This window comes from Marinobacter halotolerans, assembly GCF_008795985.1.
In the GTDB taxonomy this organism is placed as follows: domain Bacteria; phylum Pseudomonadota; class Gammaproteobacteria; order Pseudomonadales; family Oleiphilaceae; genus Marinobacter; species Marinobacter halotolerans.
Map to the genome: position 1 here is coordinate 941,945 of NZ_VMHP01000001.1, position 14,142 is coordinate 956,086.

At 58.5% G+C, this 14,142-nt stretch carries 12 protein-coding genes; 5 read left to right on the forward strand and 7 right to left on the reverse strand.

What is annotated here, in order from left to right; translation table 11 throughout:
• Nucleotides 1-12 precede the first annotated feature (12 nt).
• Nucleotides 13-918, reverse strand: coding sequence for a helix-turn-helix transcriptional regulator (locus FPL19_RS04425; RefSeq protein WP_150910979.1), 906 nt, complete (start codon nucleotides 916-918; stop codon nucleotides 13-15).
• Nucleotides 919-1,036: 118 nt separating this feature from the next.
• On the opposite strand from FPL19_RS04425, the gene FPL19_RS04430 reads away from it, so the two are divergent.
• From FPL19_RS04430 to FPL19_RS04440, 3 genes are read left to right on the forward strand one after another with little or no spacing between them, the layout of a single operon-like run.
• Nucleotides 1,037-1,738, forward strand: a complete 702-nt coding sequence (locus FPL19_RS04430) for an ABC transporter permease (protein ID WP_150910981.1) — start codon at nucleotides 1,037-1,039, stop codon at nucleotides 1,736-1,738.
• On the forward strand, nucleotides 1,735-2,475 hold the full coding sequence (locus tag FPL19_RS04435; protein WP_225314285.1) for an ATP-binding cassette domain-containing protein: 741 nt from the start codon (nucleotides 1,735-1,737) through the stop codon (nucleotides 2,473-2,475). The genes FPL19_RS04430 and FPL19_RS04435 overlap by 4 nt, the downstream gene beginning before the upstream one ends.
• A 51-nt stretch (nucleotides 2,476-2,526) precedes the next feature.
• Nucleotides 2,527-3,330, forward strand: coding sequence for a substrate-binding domain-containing protein (locus FPL19_RS04440; protein ID WP_150910983.1), 804 nt, complete (start codon nucleotides 2,527-2,529; stop codon nucleotides 3,328-3,330).
• Between the two features lie 9 nt (nucleotides 3,331-3,339).
• Here FPL19_RS04440 and FPL19_RS04445 read toward each other — a convergent pair whose 3' ends face one another.
• Entirely contained in the window at nucleotides 3,340-4,950 is a 1,611-nt protein-coding gene (locus FPL19_RS04445; RefSeq protein ID WP_150910985.1) for a GMC family oxidoreductase, read from the reverse strand.
• A gap of 178 nt (nucleotides 4,951-5,128) precedes the next feature.
• On the opposite strand from FPL19_RS04445, the gene FPL19_RS04450 reads away from it, so the two are divergent.
• Both FPL19_RS04450 and FPL19_RS04455 read left to right on the forward strand, forming a co-directional pair.
• Nucleotides 5,129-6,082, forward strand: a complete 954-nt coding sequence (locus FPL19_RS04450) for an MBL fold metallo-hydrolase (protein WP_150910987.1) — start codon at nucleotides 5,129-5,131, stop codon at nucleotides 6,080-6,082.
• Between the two features lie 178 nt (nucleotides 6,083-6,260).
• Nucleotides 6,261-6,704 carry a pseudoazurin gene (locus FPL19_RS04455; protein ID WP_150910989.1) on the forward strand — a complete coding sequence of 148 codons (444 nt, stop codon included), beginning with the start codon at nucleotides 6,261-6,263 and terminating at the stop codon, nucleotides 6,702-6,704.
• 65 nt (nucleotides 6,705-6,769) lie between these two features.
• On the opposite strand, the gene FPL19_RS04460 is transcribed toward FPL19_RS04455, so the two are convergent.
• The 5 genes from FPL19_RS04460 to mqo form a co-directional block, all read right to left on the reverse strand.
• A complete protein-coding gene (locus FPL19_RS04460) occupies nucleotides 6,770-7,426 on the reverse strand; it encodes a hypothetical protein (protein WP_150910990.1) in 657 nt (218 codons plus the stop codon).
• Nucleotides 7,427-7,471: 45 nt separating this feature from the next.
• Nucleotides 7,472-9,154, reverse strand: coding sequence for an acetolactate synthase large subunit (locus FPL19_RS04465; protein ID WP_150910992.1), 1,683 nt, complete (start codon nucleotides 9,152-9,154; stop codon nucleotides 7,472-7,474).
• Between the two features lie 30 nt (nucleotides 9,155-9,184).
• Nucleotides 9,185-11,215: a hypothetical protein gene (locus FPL19_RS04470; protein WP_150910994.1), complete on the reverse strand. Its 2,031-nt coding sequence runs from the start codon at nucleotides 11,213-11,215 to the stop codon at nucleotides 9,185-9,187.
• A 53-nt stretch (nucleotides 11,216-11,268) separates the two neighbouring features.
• Nucleotides 11,269-12,501, reverse strand: a complete 1,233-nt coding sequence (locus FPL19_RS04475) for an ATP-grasp domain-containing protein (protein ID WP_150910996.1) — start codon at nucleotides 12,499-12,501, stop codon at nucleotides 11,269-11,271.
• Between the two features lie 145 nt (nucleotides 12,502-12,646).
• Entirely contained in the window at nucleotides 12,647-14,137 is a 1,491-nt protein-coding gene (gene mqo, locus FPL19_RS04480) for a malate dehydrogenase (quinone) (RefSeq protein WP_150910998.1), read from the reverse strand.
• Nucleotides 14,138-14,142: the final 5 nt, after the last annotated feature.

Sequence of the window (14,142 nt, forward strand, 5' to 3'; positions counted from 1 at the left end):
CCGGCCCGGTGATCAGGCGTTGTGGCAAACGCTGCCTAGCTGATCGATGTCATACCCCCCCATGCTTTCGGCCCGTTCGCGGAAATGCTGGCCACGGCAAAAGGCAAGCAGAGCCTGAAACTGAGGCTCGAAATAACTGCGACGCCGCATGGCCAGATCAAAGGATTCCGTATGCAGCGGGATGAAATCCAGACCGTGTCGTCGGGCTGAGGTTTCAACACCAAGACCGCAATCCGCGCGTCCTTCGCGCACATCCAGCGCAAGATCATCTTCGCCAAGAGCGGGGTGCGGTGAGGTCTTGAGCTTGCGGGCATCCAGGTGTTCTTTTTCCAGCAGCCAGGTCAGCACCGAGTCAGCGCCGGCACCGGGCTGTCGCCTAACCATCGTAACCTGGGGAGAAAACAGATCCTTTAGGCTGCCGATGCCTTTGGGATTACCCGGTGACAATAGCAGGCCCTGCCGTCGTCGTGCCCAGTGAATCATCACCAGGTCGCGCAGCCCGCCCAACCCGCAATGCAGCGGATCATTTCCGGCGCCGGTCTCCGGGTCGGTCAGATGCATGCCAATCAGCATCGCGCGCCCATCCAGCAGGCGTGTGACGCCATCGCCACTGCCATGACAAAGCAGAGCCAGATCACTGCCGGCCTCGCGTACAGCCCATTCCAGCAAGGGATCGTTGCTGCCAGCGAGGATGGGCGCGATGGTGGCGCCACTGCCCGTGTCGCCCTCTAAATGGCTCATGATCCAGCGATCCACCGCCTGCCGCGGGAAAAGCAGCTTTCCAGTGACTTTTGTGCAGGGAATCTGATGCTCACGAACCAACTCGTAGACCTTGCGCTGCTTAAGGCGCAGGTAGTCGGCAACTTCCGAAGTCGTCAGAAGATCATGGCGCGTGGTGCTATTTCCGTTTGTTTTCATGACGGCCGCTTCTGGGTGTGCACTTATCTTGTTTTAAGTTGCATATATTACAGCGCTACGTGCATTTCCGCGAGCAACCACAGAATATGCAGTACTGACCCGTTAAAAGCGATCTGAAATGAGCAGTAGTGGCCCTTTTGACCAGGCGTTGAACCTGATTCTTTCCCTGGATCCGACACTGACCCAGATTATTTCCCTGTCTTTGCAGGTGAGCCTGACCGCCGTGCTATTGGCGGCCGCACTCGCTTTGCCAGTGGGCGCTGCCGTTGCCCTGTTCCGGTTCCCGGGTCGCGGCGTTCTGGTGACCGCGCTCAATGCGCTGATGGGGCTGCCGCCAGTAGTCGCAGGGCTGATGGTTTATCTAATGCTCTCGCGTGCCGGGCCGCTGGGCTCCTGGGGCCTGCTGTTCACTCCCACTGCCATGGTGGTGGCCCAGACACTGCTGGTGTTCCCTATTGTTGCGGCGCTGTCCCGCCAGGTGGTCGAAGATCTGTGGGAAGAATATCGGGAACAACTGCAATCCCTCGGCTGCAACCGTCTCAGGGCAATTCCGACCCTGCTCTGGGATGCACGCTTTTCGCTGATCACCGGTGTGCTTGCAGGTTTTGGGCGTGCCAGCGCGGAAGTTGGCGCCGTGCTGATTGTCGGCGGCAATATCGACGGCGTGACGCGGATGATGACCACAGCCATCGCACTGGAGACCAGTAAAGGCAACCTGCCACTGGCTCTGGGGCTGGGCATTGTACTGTTGCTGCTGGTGGCGTTGATCAACGGCGGCGCTTATCTAATGGGTGAATCCGCCAAACGGAGGCTCGGATGAACGATATGAGCGTCACCCGGGGGCTGCTGCCACTGCAACTGGACAATGTCTGCTTCCGTCATCGCAACCAGACGCTGTTGCAGGACATCAACCTGAATCTCGGCGTTTCTGGCAGAACAGTGATCCTTGGCCCGAATGGGGCCGGAAAAAGCCTGTTGATGCGGCTCTGCCACGGACTGTTGCAACCCACCTCGGGTAACGTTCGCTGGGCTCTGAATGACACCTCGATTGCTTCCATTCGTCAGCGACAGGCCATGGTGTTTCAGCGTCCGGTACTGCTGCGTCGTTCGGCGTTGGCCAATATCTGTCACGCGTTGGCGCTTCATGGGATCAAACGCTCGCAGCGAATCGGCCCGGCAATGGACGCGCTGGAACGTTTCGGATTGGCGGAACTTCATGCCCGACCGGCGCGGGTGCTCTCCGGCGGGGAACAACAGCGCCTCGCCCTGGCGCGGGCCTGGGCACTGAAACCAGAGATCCTGTTTCTTGATGAGCCCACCTCGGCGCTGGACCCGGCTGCGGTCAAATCCGTGGAAGAGGCAGTCACTGCGTTCCAGGCGCTGGGCACCCGTATCGTCATGAGCACCCACGACATGAACCAGGCCCGGCGAATGGCGGATGACGTGGTGTTTATTCTTCGCGGTCGGGTACATGAACACACGCCGGCCCCTGCTTTTTTTGAGTCGCCGCAGACGGCTGAGGCGGCTGCTTTTATTCGTGGAGAGCTTATCTGGTAGGAGCTCGGCACGATTCACATAGATCCACTATCAACCGGAAGGAGAACAACAATGACAATCCGACTGTTTGCAATTGCACTGATGACGCTGGCCCTCGCCGCACCGGCGCAGGCAGGCGATCCGTACATTACCCTGGCATCGACCACCTCTACCGAGGCATCCGGCCTCTTCGGACATATCATCCCTGAGTTTCGTGAAAAGACAGGCATCAATGTTCGCGTCGTCGCTGTCGGCACCGGCCAGGCCTTTGCGATTGCCCGGGCCGGCGACGCTGACAGCCTGATGGTGCACGACACCGCCGGGGAGAAAAAGTTTGTGGCCGAGGGTTATGGCACCGAACGGAAGGATGTCATGTACAACGACTTCGTGCTGATAGGGCCGTCCAGCGACCCGGCAGGAATAGCGAATGCCAAATCGGCGGCGGATGCCATGACCCGCATCGCCAATGCCGAAGCACCGTTTGCGTCCCGCGGTGACGACAGCGGAACCCACCGCGCCGAGCAGCGTCTCTGGTCAAACGCTGGCGTCGAGCCGGATGGCAGCTGGTATCGGGAATTGGGCAGCGGTATGGGTGCGACACTGAACACCGCCGCAGGGATGAATGCCTATGTAATGGCAGACCGCGCCACCTGGCTCAACTTCTCGAACCGGCAGGATCTGAAGGTCCTGTTCGAGGGTGACAGGGTGCTGTTCAACCAGTACGGCAGCGTTCTCATCAACCCTGAGCGTCATCCGGGGCTCAAACATGACCTGGCCAACCAGTGGCACCAGTGGCTGCTGTCAGATGAGGGCCAGGCGGCGATTGCCGGACACACGATCGATGGTCAGCAACTGTTCTTCCCCAACGCGAAATAAATTACTGCGCTAGCCGAGGCGCATCACGTCCGCGATTTTCTCGGCAATCATGATCGTTGGCGCGTTGGTATTGCCGCCCACCAGGGTGGGCATAACCGACGCGTCAACCACACGAAGCCCCTCAACACCCCGAACCTTCAGCTCCAGATCAACCACTGCCAGGTCGTCCACACCCATCTTGCAGGTGCCTACCGGATGGTAGATGGTGTCCGCCCGTTCGCGGATATGCTGCGCCCACTCTTCATCACTCATGCCATCGTGAATGCCGAACATTTCCGACTGACGGAAGGGCTTGAGCGCTTCGGCTTTCAGAATCTCCCGGGTGATTTTCGCGCCCTTGATGGTCAGTTCAAGGTCCTGCTGATCCGACAGGTATCCGGGGTCAATGGCGGGCTCGGCCATAGGGTCGCCACTTCGAAGGAAGACGCGCCCCCGGGATTTCGGCCTTAGATTGCACACGTGGCAGCTGAAACCGTGGCCCCAGTGCAGTTTACGGGCATGGTCTTCGACAATGGACACCACGAAATGAAGCTGCAGGTCTGCCCGGTCCAGAGCCGGGTCTGATTTGATAAACGCCGCGCCCTCGGCAAAAGGCGACGCCACCATGCCGGTGCCATCCTTGCGCCAGCGCAGGACATGGCTGAGCATATTGCCCATACCCTTCAGGCTGAAACCGAAGTTGTCCTTGTCGCCGGATTTGTAGGCCAGGATGAAATCCAGATGGTCCTGAAGATTCTGGCCCACGCCGGACAGCTCGTGAACCATGTCGATCCCGTGGGGTTCGATGTCTTCCCGACGGCCCACGCCGGACAGCTGGAGCAGCTGCGGAGAACCGAAGGCCCCCGCGGCCAGAATGACCTCTCGGTGGGCTGAGACAACAAGTGTCTGCCCTTTTACGCGGTATTCAACGCCCACGGCCCGCTTGCCCTCAAAAAGAACCCGTGTGGCCAGAGCACCGGTAACCACCTTGAGGTTGTCCCGCTGCCCCATCACCGGATGCAGATAGGCCGACGCCGTTGAACAGCGCTCACCATTGCGTTGACTGTCGTGGAACTGGGTCACCTCGTAGAGGCCCGCACCTTCGTTTTCGCCCGTGTTGAAATCGTCGGACAGCGGATATCCCCGTTCTTTGACGGCATCAACAAAGGCGTTGGAAATAGGTCTGGGAGATTTCTGCTTGCTGACGTGAAGCGGGCCGTCGCCACCGTGGAATTCACTGGCACCTTTCTCATGGCATTCGGCCTTGCGGAAATAAGGCAGCACATCATCCCAGCTCCAACCCTCGCAACCCTGCTGGGCCCAGGCATTGTAGTCGTCTTTGTGCCCCCGCACGTAGAGCATGGCATTGATCAGGCTCGAGCCACCGAGACCCCGCCCCCGCGGCTGAAATCCCCGGCGACCGTTCAGTGCTTGCTGGGGCTCAGTCAGCAGGGCCCAGTTGTTGATTTTGCCGTGGCCGGGCATCAGCGCTACCACTCCGGCCGGCGCGCGGATCAGAAGATGATCCCCCTTGCCTCCCGCCTCCAACAGGCAAACGCTCACTTCCGGATCCTCACTCAACCTGGCAGCCATCACCGCGCCTGCGGACCCGCCACCAACAATTACGTAATCAAAGATCATTCGCCGCTCCCTTATTTGTTGTTATTGCGTTGTTACGCTAAGGACTGATCACGCTATCACGTCCAGCCATAATGTTTCCCCAAAGGCTCTGGACAAGTCCAAACCAGATTCTCTTACGAATGATACACTCCTGATCAATCATGCATCTTTGCCACAACAAGTAAACGGAGCGAACACTATGCCTTTGACGATCAAATGGTTTCTTGCCGTACTGACCGCGTTAACGATGGCCAGTGGCGCCCAGGCGGAAGCCCCGCTGAAGAAAGAGCAGGCACCGGGCTATCACCGAATCATGGTGGGTGAATTTGTCGTTACCGCCCTGTCTGACGGCACGGTTGAGCTGCCGGTGGATGACCTGCTGCTGAACACCACTAAACAGCATGTACATGAAACACTGGCGGAAAACTTTCTCTCCGCGCCACTGGCCACCTCGGTGAACAGTTACCTGATCAATACCGGCGACAGGCTGGTGTTGATCGACGCCGGCGCTGGCAGCCTGTTCGGCCCAACTTTGGGTTTCCTGATCGAGAACATGAAGGCGGCGGGCTACACCCCCGACCAGGTGGACGAAATCTACATTACCCACATGCATCCGGACCACGTCGGTGGCCTCGTGTCTGAGGGCAAAATCGTTTTTCCCAACGCCACAGTCCGGGCCCACCAGCAGGATGCAGATTACTGGCTGAGCGAAGCCAATCTGGAAGCGGCATCGGAAGATGCCAAGGGCTTTTTCAAGGGCGCCATGGCATCGGTCAACCCGTACATAAAGGCTGGCCAGTTCAAGCCCTTCAAAAAGAACCAGGAACTGGCTCTGGGCATTTCTTCGATTGCAGCGGTGGGCCACACACCGGGTCACAGCATTTACGAAGTGCAAAGCCAGGGGCAGACCATGATGCTCTGGGGCGATCTGATCCACGTGGCAGCGGTGCAGTTCCCAGAGCCTGACGTTGCCATCCAGTTTGATGTAAACAGTGAGACCGCGGTGAAAACCCGCGCGGAAGTCTTTGCCGATGCACAGGAGCAAGGCTACCTGATCGGTTCCTCCCACCTGTCATTCCCGGGCCTTGGCCGCCTGAAAGGTGCGGACAAGGGCTATGAGTTTATTCCCGTGAACTACGACAGCGAGCTTTAACACCGCGCCCCGGCCGTTGCCATGACGTCCAGGGGCTGCTCTTCCGCGGCTTGGAGCCCCTTACTAAGCCGCGGATTCTCAATTCCCATGAGTACATCCCCCGACCTTTAACAGCGGTCTACCCCCTGACACCCCCCGTAATACCTCATGAACTTACACACTCGCAGGAGATAACGCGATGAAATTGACTGCCAGATTAACCGCGGGCTTGCTTGCCGCAGCGCTTTCCACAGGAGCGTTCGCCGCAGAGCACATTGTGAAGATGAAAAATTCCGGCGCGGACGGCGCGATGGTGTTCGAACCAGGATACTTGGAGGCTGAAAAGGGCGACACAGTGAAATTTGTGCTGGTAGACCCGGCCCATAACTCGGTATCGGTTGCAGTGCCGGAGGGCACCGAAAGCTGGGCCGGGGAGATGAACAAAGAGATCACCGTTACGCTTGGTGCTGAGGGCGTTTACGTATACAAGTGCACACCCCATGCGCCGCTGAATATGGCGGGCGTGATCAAGGTAGGCGAGCCGGTAAACTACGACCAGGCCAAGGCGGCTGTTGAAAAGCTCACGGCCTCGGCGGCCACCAACAAGGAACGTCTGACTGGCTACTTCAGTAATGTAAAATAAAGTACCTTCGGGGAAAAAAATGCCGGCAGTCCTAACCAGAGTGCCGGCATTTTTGTGTTTTGATATTAAACCTGCTCAAGTTGATCGGATTGACCGGTCTCCTGCCGTTTCTTCTCCGCTTCTTGCAGCGATTTCTTGATCTTCTGCCTGAGTTCCTCCAGGGATTTGCCGAAATCGTCAAGAGCTTCTTCGGCCTTCTGGCCGGTTTCCTCAGAATAGGTTCGGAACTCTTTGGCCATTTCGTCGACCTGTTTCGACAGCTTGTCGGAGGTCTCACCAACCGCCTGATCCAGTTGCTGACCGAGCCGCTCAATATCGTTCATCAGGCCGCTCAAAGCCGGGCGGTCCATGACCGCGTCGCGGGTACTCTGGTAATCCACCAGCCACTGGTCATTGATCCGCACCAGATGAGTAAGCAGTTCCCGTCTCTCTGCCGCGGCACCATTTTCAGTGGTTACCCGGGTAACGATCGTTGCCTGATCAGCATCAATCACGATCCGCCCGAAATCAGGAAGGGTTCCCGCCCAGTTGCTGCCAAAGCCGTTAAATGAGCCCGCATCGGTCAGGGTGGACAGGTCGGTTACCGCACCGGCATCGCCTTCAGTCACCGCCTGCCAGAATTCAGCGGCCACCTGTTGCGGAGATTCCGGCCGGCTGCATCCGGCAAATAAAACCGCCAGTGCTGCGACGACGACTACTGCAAACCATCTTTTTTTCACCATTCTGCCTTCCTGCGACTGCCATTTCCGGCAATTGTACGCCATTGTTCAGAGGTTGCAGGTCAGCTTTACCAATTCTTCATCAAACACCCGACGGTTCTCACTGTAGTCCACCGGCACTTCCACCAGGTGAACGCCACCCTCCGACAGCGCCGATTCCAGCGTCGGCCTGAGGTCTTCGGTGCGTGAAACAAGGTGCCCCTTGGCTCCATAGGCATCGGCGTATTTCAGGAAATCGGGATTGCCGTAGTCCAGCCCGAAATCTTCAAAACCTTCCTGACCTTGCTTCCATTTAATCATGCCGTAGGCATTGTCGTTGATGATCAGCACCACCAGGTTCAGCTTCAGCCGCACGGCGGTTTCCAGTTCCTGGCTGTTCATCATGAAGCCGCCATCACCACACACGGCCATCACTTTCAGTTCCGGATAGAGCATAGCGGCCATCATGGCACTGGGCAGCCCGGCACCCATGGACGCCAAGGCGTTATCCAGCAGCACGGTGTTGTTGTCGTAGGCCGGGTAATTGCGGGCGAACCAGAGCTTGTACATGCCGTTGTCCAAGGCAATGATGCCGTCCTCGGGCATGACCTTGCGCACATCACTGACGATGCGCTGGGGAATGATGGGATAGCGCTCGTCATCCGCCTTCTCGGCCAGGTGCTCATCTACCGAGGCTTTTACTTCCATAAACTGGCTGAAATCGTGGGTCGGGCACTGCCCGCAGCGCTCGGCCAGGTAGTCCACGCTATTGGCGATATCGCCTACAACTTCGTGTTGCGGAAAGTAGACCGGGTCCACGTCTGCGCCGGAGAAGTTCACATGAATCACCTGTTTGCCACCGGGCTTCATAAAGAAAGGAGGCTTCTCCACCACGTCGTGCCCGACGTTGATCACCAGATCGGCATGGTCAATGGCGCAATGAACAAAGTCACCGGAGGACAGCGCGGCGTTGCCGAGATAGCGTGGGTGGCGTTCGTCTACCACGCCCTTGCCCATCTGGGTAGTAAAAAACGGAATGCCGGTGGCGTTCACCAGATGGATCAGCGCCTGGGAGACCCGCTTCCGGTTGGCGCCTGCACCAATCATGATCAGCGGATGCTTCGCCTGATTGATCATCTCGCAGGCGGTATCCAGGCTTTTGGTACTTGCCGTGGGTCTGCGGGCATCGCTGGGCTGGAAAATATGGGTGTCGCCATCAGCCACTTCCGCGGCGATGTCTTCAGGCAGTTCCAGGTGAACCGCACCGGGGCGTTCCTCTGAAGCCAGCCTGAATGCCTCCCGCACTTTCGCAGGAATGGTATTGGCGTTGCTGATCTGGCGGGTATATTTGGTCAGTGGTCGCATCAGATCCACCACATCCAGTATCTGGAACAGGCCCTGTTTCGAGGATTTGATAGGCTTCTGCCCGGAGATCATCATCATCGGCATGCCGCCCAGCTGAGCGTAGGCCGCCGCTGTCACCAGGTTGGTGGCGCCAGGCCCCAGAGTAGACAGGCAAACGCCCACCCGACCGGTCAGCCGGCCATAGGTCGCGGCCATGAAGCCCGCCGCCTGCTCGTGGCGATTCAGGACCAACTGAATGCGTGACTTACGCAGCGCTTCAAGCAGATCGAGGTTCTCTTCCCCCGGCACCCCGAAGATGTAGCGAACGCCCTCGTTTTCCAGGGCACGGATAAACAGTTCCGCGCCACTTTCACCGCCTGACTGACTCGTGCTGGCTTGCGACGACATTCTTTCTCCTATCTCATTGTAAATGCGCTTTCAGGCAGACCCGGTACTCGGCGGCTCTGCCTGCAGTGCCGCTGCGGGCAGCCTGTCACGGCCCCAGCTCTGGTGAACGCGATCGATGACCCGCGCCAGCTCTTCTTCGGCGACGTCGGCAGGCTCGCCCCGTTCCAGCGGATCAAAGTGGAAAATATAGACTCGCGACGCAAACTGCTCGAACGGCAGAGACGACTCGCCGAACCGCTCACCCTTGCTGGCCGTGCTGACCTGCAGGTCGCCGCCCCAATTCTGGCCGCTGTCATTGTTGGGGTTATAGAAGTACACCCGCATGACGCCCTCCGGGTCCCGTGTGACCCGCAGAATGGTGATGGCGTGCCAGCCGATAAACCGGGCCGCGCTGTCTGTCACCGCCACGCCCGCAGGCTGGGGATGGACCAGCGGCTGATTGCCGTTGTAAACCGGGTGGTAGCTTGCGTAGAAGTGCCGCAGGAACTCCTCGAGATCCATCAGCTTACCCGTAGCCACGTCCACGTTGATACGAAATCCGCGGCCGGCGGACCAGCCGTGAAATTCCGGGTTCACCCACCGGTGGGGATCGCCTTCCCGGCCAATACACAGGCGACCCATCTCGGCGTAGATACGGTCCAGATGCGGCACTACCACCAGCGACACCGGATCCAGATCGAAGGTCACTTCGGAGGCCACACCCCCGCGACTGGTCGCGGAAGACACCGGCGTACCTTCGAAATGCATGATGATTTCATTGTCCCGGGCGGCCCAGGCAACCATCTGCAGCAGGTAATCCGGATCGTTGTACGCCCACATGGAGAGGGCCCGTGCAGACTGGCAGGTAGGATTATTGCCCTGCCCGACTCCCAATGGCTGGCCCAGCATGTTCAGAACGCCCTGTATCAGCCAGGCCTTTGGCTGGGGCTGATAGCCAAAGGCAATCTCGATGCGGTAGCGGGCTTCCGGGCAGATCGAAAGCGTTGTCTGTCGCCACAGTGCCGGCTCGACTGGGGGCTGATAGAGGATTCCCCGCTCCAGCAGCAGCGACAGCCCATAGATACCCTGGGAGGTCTCCGGGAACACCCCTTCGCGAATCAGGGTCAGCACCAGGTCCCGATAGCGCAGAAGGCAATCCCGCCCGGTCATTGACAGGCCCAGGGATTCCGCTATCAGCGAATCCTGATTTTCCAGGATGAACCGCATAAAAGCGGCATGATAGGGCGACACCAGCCCGGTATCGTGCATGGAACGGGCGAAACCGGTGGCCTCGCCCTGTAGTGCGCTCTGGTCCATATGACTCAGACGCTCTTCATACACCGCGACACCCGGATCTTCCCGGCAGGCCTGGGTGGGCCCGTACAGGCTGGAAATCAGGCGTTCGGCCCCCTGCCCGGCGCTGCCCAGATCCACATTGGGGTCGGCACGGCACAGGGCAATCTGGGTGATCATCTGGCGAACGCTGTTCACCTGGATGGGTCGCTGTTTCAGGATGCGCCAGATTTCATCAATCAGGCGATCAATCACATGCTCGTAACCGATCTGGGAAGCAACGTGCTGAACCAGGGTGCGGCTGATCACCGCCAGTTTACCCTGTTCCCGCTCGGTTTCACCGGCCTCGCCGAAAAGCATCGGCAGATTGATCGCCAGAACCTGGGTCAGGTAATGGTGGGCCTGTTCTGCGGAAACCGAGTCGTGAAGGTAGTCACCCCGAGCCACTGAAAGCAGGCGCAGTTCGCTCATCGCTTCCACAATGACGGTGTCCGGTTCCGTGCTCTGGAGGGCATAAGTGGTTAACTGGGGTAACAGAATGGACGGCTCGGCCCAGTCTGTGCCCAGAAAGACGCCGGCTTTTTCCAGGTGTTCCGAACGGTCCTGAATGGCTTGGCAACCTCCGGGCTGAAGCAGCACCCGGCGAACGGTATCGAACACGCGGGGCAGCTTGCCAGCTTTTGCGAAGGAGCGGCTCTCGGCGAGAGCCGCTATTGCGTCATCCAGTCGCTGAACCAGCTTTTCGAAATCAACAACAGGTGCCGGATTTCCAGCGTCGGGAGTGCTCAAACTGTTTTCCTCAGGGCCTGTACCAGGCCCGTTGTTGTATATCCCTTCCGGGATTATACATAGAAATCCAGTTCTTCCTGATGCTTCAGCAAATCACGCATGGTGTAGGCGTCGTCCCCGAAGAAATACACCAGACCCCAATGGGTACCAAAGGCGGTCCGTTTGGTGACGGTTTCCTCCAGCGGCGGGGTCAGCTCGTGAGACTCGAAGTAAGGATGATTCTCGGTCTCTTCCGGCATTTCCAGCCTGCTGACCACGCGGCGACGTGGATACACACCGAAGCATCCGGCGTAACCCTTCGCGTCCACCACCTCTTTCGGGAAAAAGGCTTTCACTTCTTCTTCGGTGGTCTTGGGATCAAAGGTCATGATCATGCCCTGATAGGCGTTAAAGCCATAGGCTTTCTCAAGCAGCTCGAACACCTTGAAGCCGGGTGGACGATAGGCCACCTCGCCGAAGTACATAGTGCCGTCGCTGGTGACAAAGTACTCGGGATGGATAAAGCCGAACTCGATGTCGAAGGTTTTGATCAGCTTTTCGATTTCCCGGGTAATCTGCTCGCGGTATTTCTCCAGGTCCGGCGTTGCTGGTACGAACACGGAATAGCCGAGGGTCACATACTCGGAAATGTTCAGGAACGCCACCTTGCCATTATGAATCCAGGCTTCCACCGCGAATTCCCAGCCGTCCAGGTGCGATTCCATCAGTACCGGGAATTCTTCCTCCGGAATGGTATCCACCTCGTCCGGCGTGCGGATGACCCGGTGGCCAAGGCAGCCCGCCTTGTCGAAGGCCTTGAGGTGAATCGGGTCGTTGGGGTCACCGTCCAGCTTCAGCAGCGTCTGGTTCACGCGCTTGAGGAAGCGAATGACGTCGTCCCGGTCGTGCGCCTCTTCGAAAATCCCCACGCGAATGCCACCTAACTGGGCACGGCGCTTCATCAGGGCCTTGTCGCGCAACAGCATGGACTGGCCAAACAGCTTGGGCTGATCCATCAGTACCGAGTTGATAGCACCGGCCCATTCCACGGTTTCCTCAAACAGGGGGATGGCAACGTCCACGCCCATTTCCTTGAGGGTCTGGGCGATTTCCACGGAACGGTCGTTAAGACGCTCGAAGTTCCAGGGTACGTAGGGAATGTCGTGTTCCTTGCAATAGGTTTCGGCCCAGTCCGGGGCTACTACAACGTAACGCCTGTCAAATTTGTCCGCAGCTTCAACCGCATTGAGACTCCAACCCAGGAGTGCAACGTAACCTTTATTCGGATCGTACTTTTGCTTGCTCATATGCGTTCTCCTTGTTGCATGTACCTATAAACCTAATACTTTGACACTAAATGGCAACCGGCGCGGCGGCTCCAGAAACAATAAAGCGCCGGCACCTCAGGCTGTTGAGCCCCTGATGCCAGCGCTTCGCGACCGATTAGAACAATTAAGAATATGACTGCAGTTTCAGTGTTTCCAGTGTCCGCTCACGAACCTTGTTGAGCAACTGCTCATCATCCACCAGAGACTGACCATAGGAATCCACCATGGTTTTCATTCTCTCCTGCCACTCGGGCGACTGCATACGTTGACCAAAGCAACGCTGGATCACATCAATCATTGCGTGAACCGCAGTAGACGCCCCGGGCGAAGCACCCAGTAGCGCGGCCAGCGAGCCATCGCCGGCCGCCACAATCTCGGTGCCGAATTCCAGCTTGCCGCGCCCGTCTTTAGACTTCTTGATGATCTGCACGCGCTGCCCGGCATTCTGCAGGCGCCAGTCCTCTTCCCGGGCATCGGGAAAGTAGTTGCGCAGGGACGCCACGCGCTCACTGTGGGACTGGAACACCTCGCCGATCAGATAGCGGGTAAGGTCCATATTGGTGCGGCTGACCGACAACATCGGCCGGAGATTGGTGGAACGGACCGAGCCAAACAGGTCGAAGACCGACCCCTGCTTCAGGAAGCGGGTTGTAAAGCCGGCAAAGGGTCCGAACAACAGGGCCGGTTCGCCGTTGATGATACGGGTATCCAGATGCGGTACAGACATGGGTGGCGCGCCCATGGGTGCTTTGCCGTACACCTTGGAATTGTGCTGCTTCACAATCTCCGGCTTCTGACAGACCAGCCACTGCCCGCTGACCGGGAAGCCACCATAACCCTTGGACTCCTGGATATTGGATTTCTGCAACATCGGCAGTGCACCACCGCCGGCCCCCAGGAATACAAAACCGGCCTCGAGCTTTTGCACTTCGCCGCTGAGCTGGTTCTTGACCCGCACTTTCCAGCGGCCGTTATCTCTCTGGGCCAGGTAATGCACCGGGCTATTGAGCATCAGCTCAAAATTGGGCGTGGTCTCCAGAAACTCCACCATATTGCGGGTCAGGGAGCCGAAATCCACGTCGGCGCCGTGGTTAACGCGCGTGGCGGCCACCCGCTCCATGGGGTCACGGTTCTGGACCACCAGCGGCATCCACTCTTCCAGCTCCCGGGGGGATTCGGTGAACTGCATTTCCCGGAACAGGTGGTGGGCGCTAAGCTTCTCGTGCCGGCGCCTCAGGTATTCCACGTTCTTCTCGCCCCAGACAAAGCTCTGGTGCGGGGTGCGGTTAATGAAGGATTCCGGTTCCGGCAGGATGCCCTGCTCCACCAGGTAAGACCAGAACTGCAGCGATACCTCGAAGGACGCGTTGATCTGCAGCGCCCGATCAATGGATACGTCGCCGTCTTCCGTTTCCGGCGTGTAATTGAGCTCGCAGTATCCGGCGTGGCCGGTACCGGCATTGTTCCAACCATCCGTGCTTTCATGGGCCACGTGATCAAGACGTTCCACCATGACGATGTCCAGGGACGGGTCGAGTTGCCGGAGCATCATGCCGAGGGTAGCGCTCATGACGCCCCCGCCGACCAGCACTACATCTGCCTGTCTAACGGCCATTGCTA

Bases quoted from the DNA above. Each gene is read 5' to 3' on its own strand.
- FPL19_RS04425 (WP_150910979.1), bottom strand. From the start codon at position 918: ATGAAAACAAACGGAAATAGCACCACGCGCCATGATCTTCTGACGACT.
- FPL19_RS04430 (WP_150910981.1), top strand. From the start codon at position 1,037: ATGAGCAGTAGTGGCCCTTTTGACCAGGCGTTGAACCTGATTCTTTCC.
- FPL19_RS04435 (WP_225314285.1), top strand. From the start codon at position 1,735: ATGAACGATATGAGCGTCACCCGGGGGCTGCTGCCACTGCAACTGGAC.
- FPL19_RS04440 (WP_150910983.1), top strand. From the start codon at position 2,527: ATGACAATCCGACTGTTTGCAATTGCACTGATGACGCTGGCCCTCGCC.
- FPL19_RS04445 (WP_150910985.1), bottom strand. From the start codon at position 4,950: ATGATCTTTGATTACGTAATTGTTGGTGGCGGGTCCGCAGGCGCGGTG.
- FPL19_RS04450 (WP_150910987.1), top strand. From the start codon at position 5,129: ATGCCTTTGACGATCAAATGGTTTCTTGCCGTACTGACCGCGTTAACG.
- FPL19_RS04455 (WP_150910989.1), top strand. From the start codon at position 6,261: ATGAAATTGACTGCCAGATTAACCGCGGGCTTGCTTGCCGCAGCGCTT.
- FPL19_RS04460 (WP_150910990.1), bottom strand. From the start codon at position 7,426: ATGGTGAAAAAAAGATGGTTTGCAGTAGTCGTCGTCGCAGCACTGGCG.
- FPL19_RS04465 (WP_150910992.1), bottom strand. From the start codon at position 9,154: ATGTCGTCGCAAGCCAGCACGAGTCAGTCAGGCGGTGAAAGTGGCGCG.
- FPL19_RS04475 (WP_150910996.1), bottom strand. From the start codon at position 12,501: ATGAGCAAGCAAAAGTACGATCCGAATAAAGGTTACGTTGCACTCCTG.
- mqo (WP_150910998.1), bottom strand. From the start codon at position 14,137: ATGGCCGTTAGACAGGCAGATGTAGTGCTGGTCGGCGGGGGCGTCATG.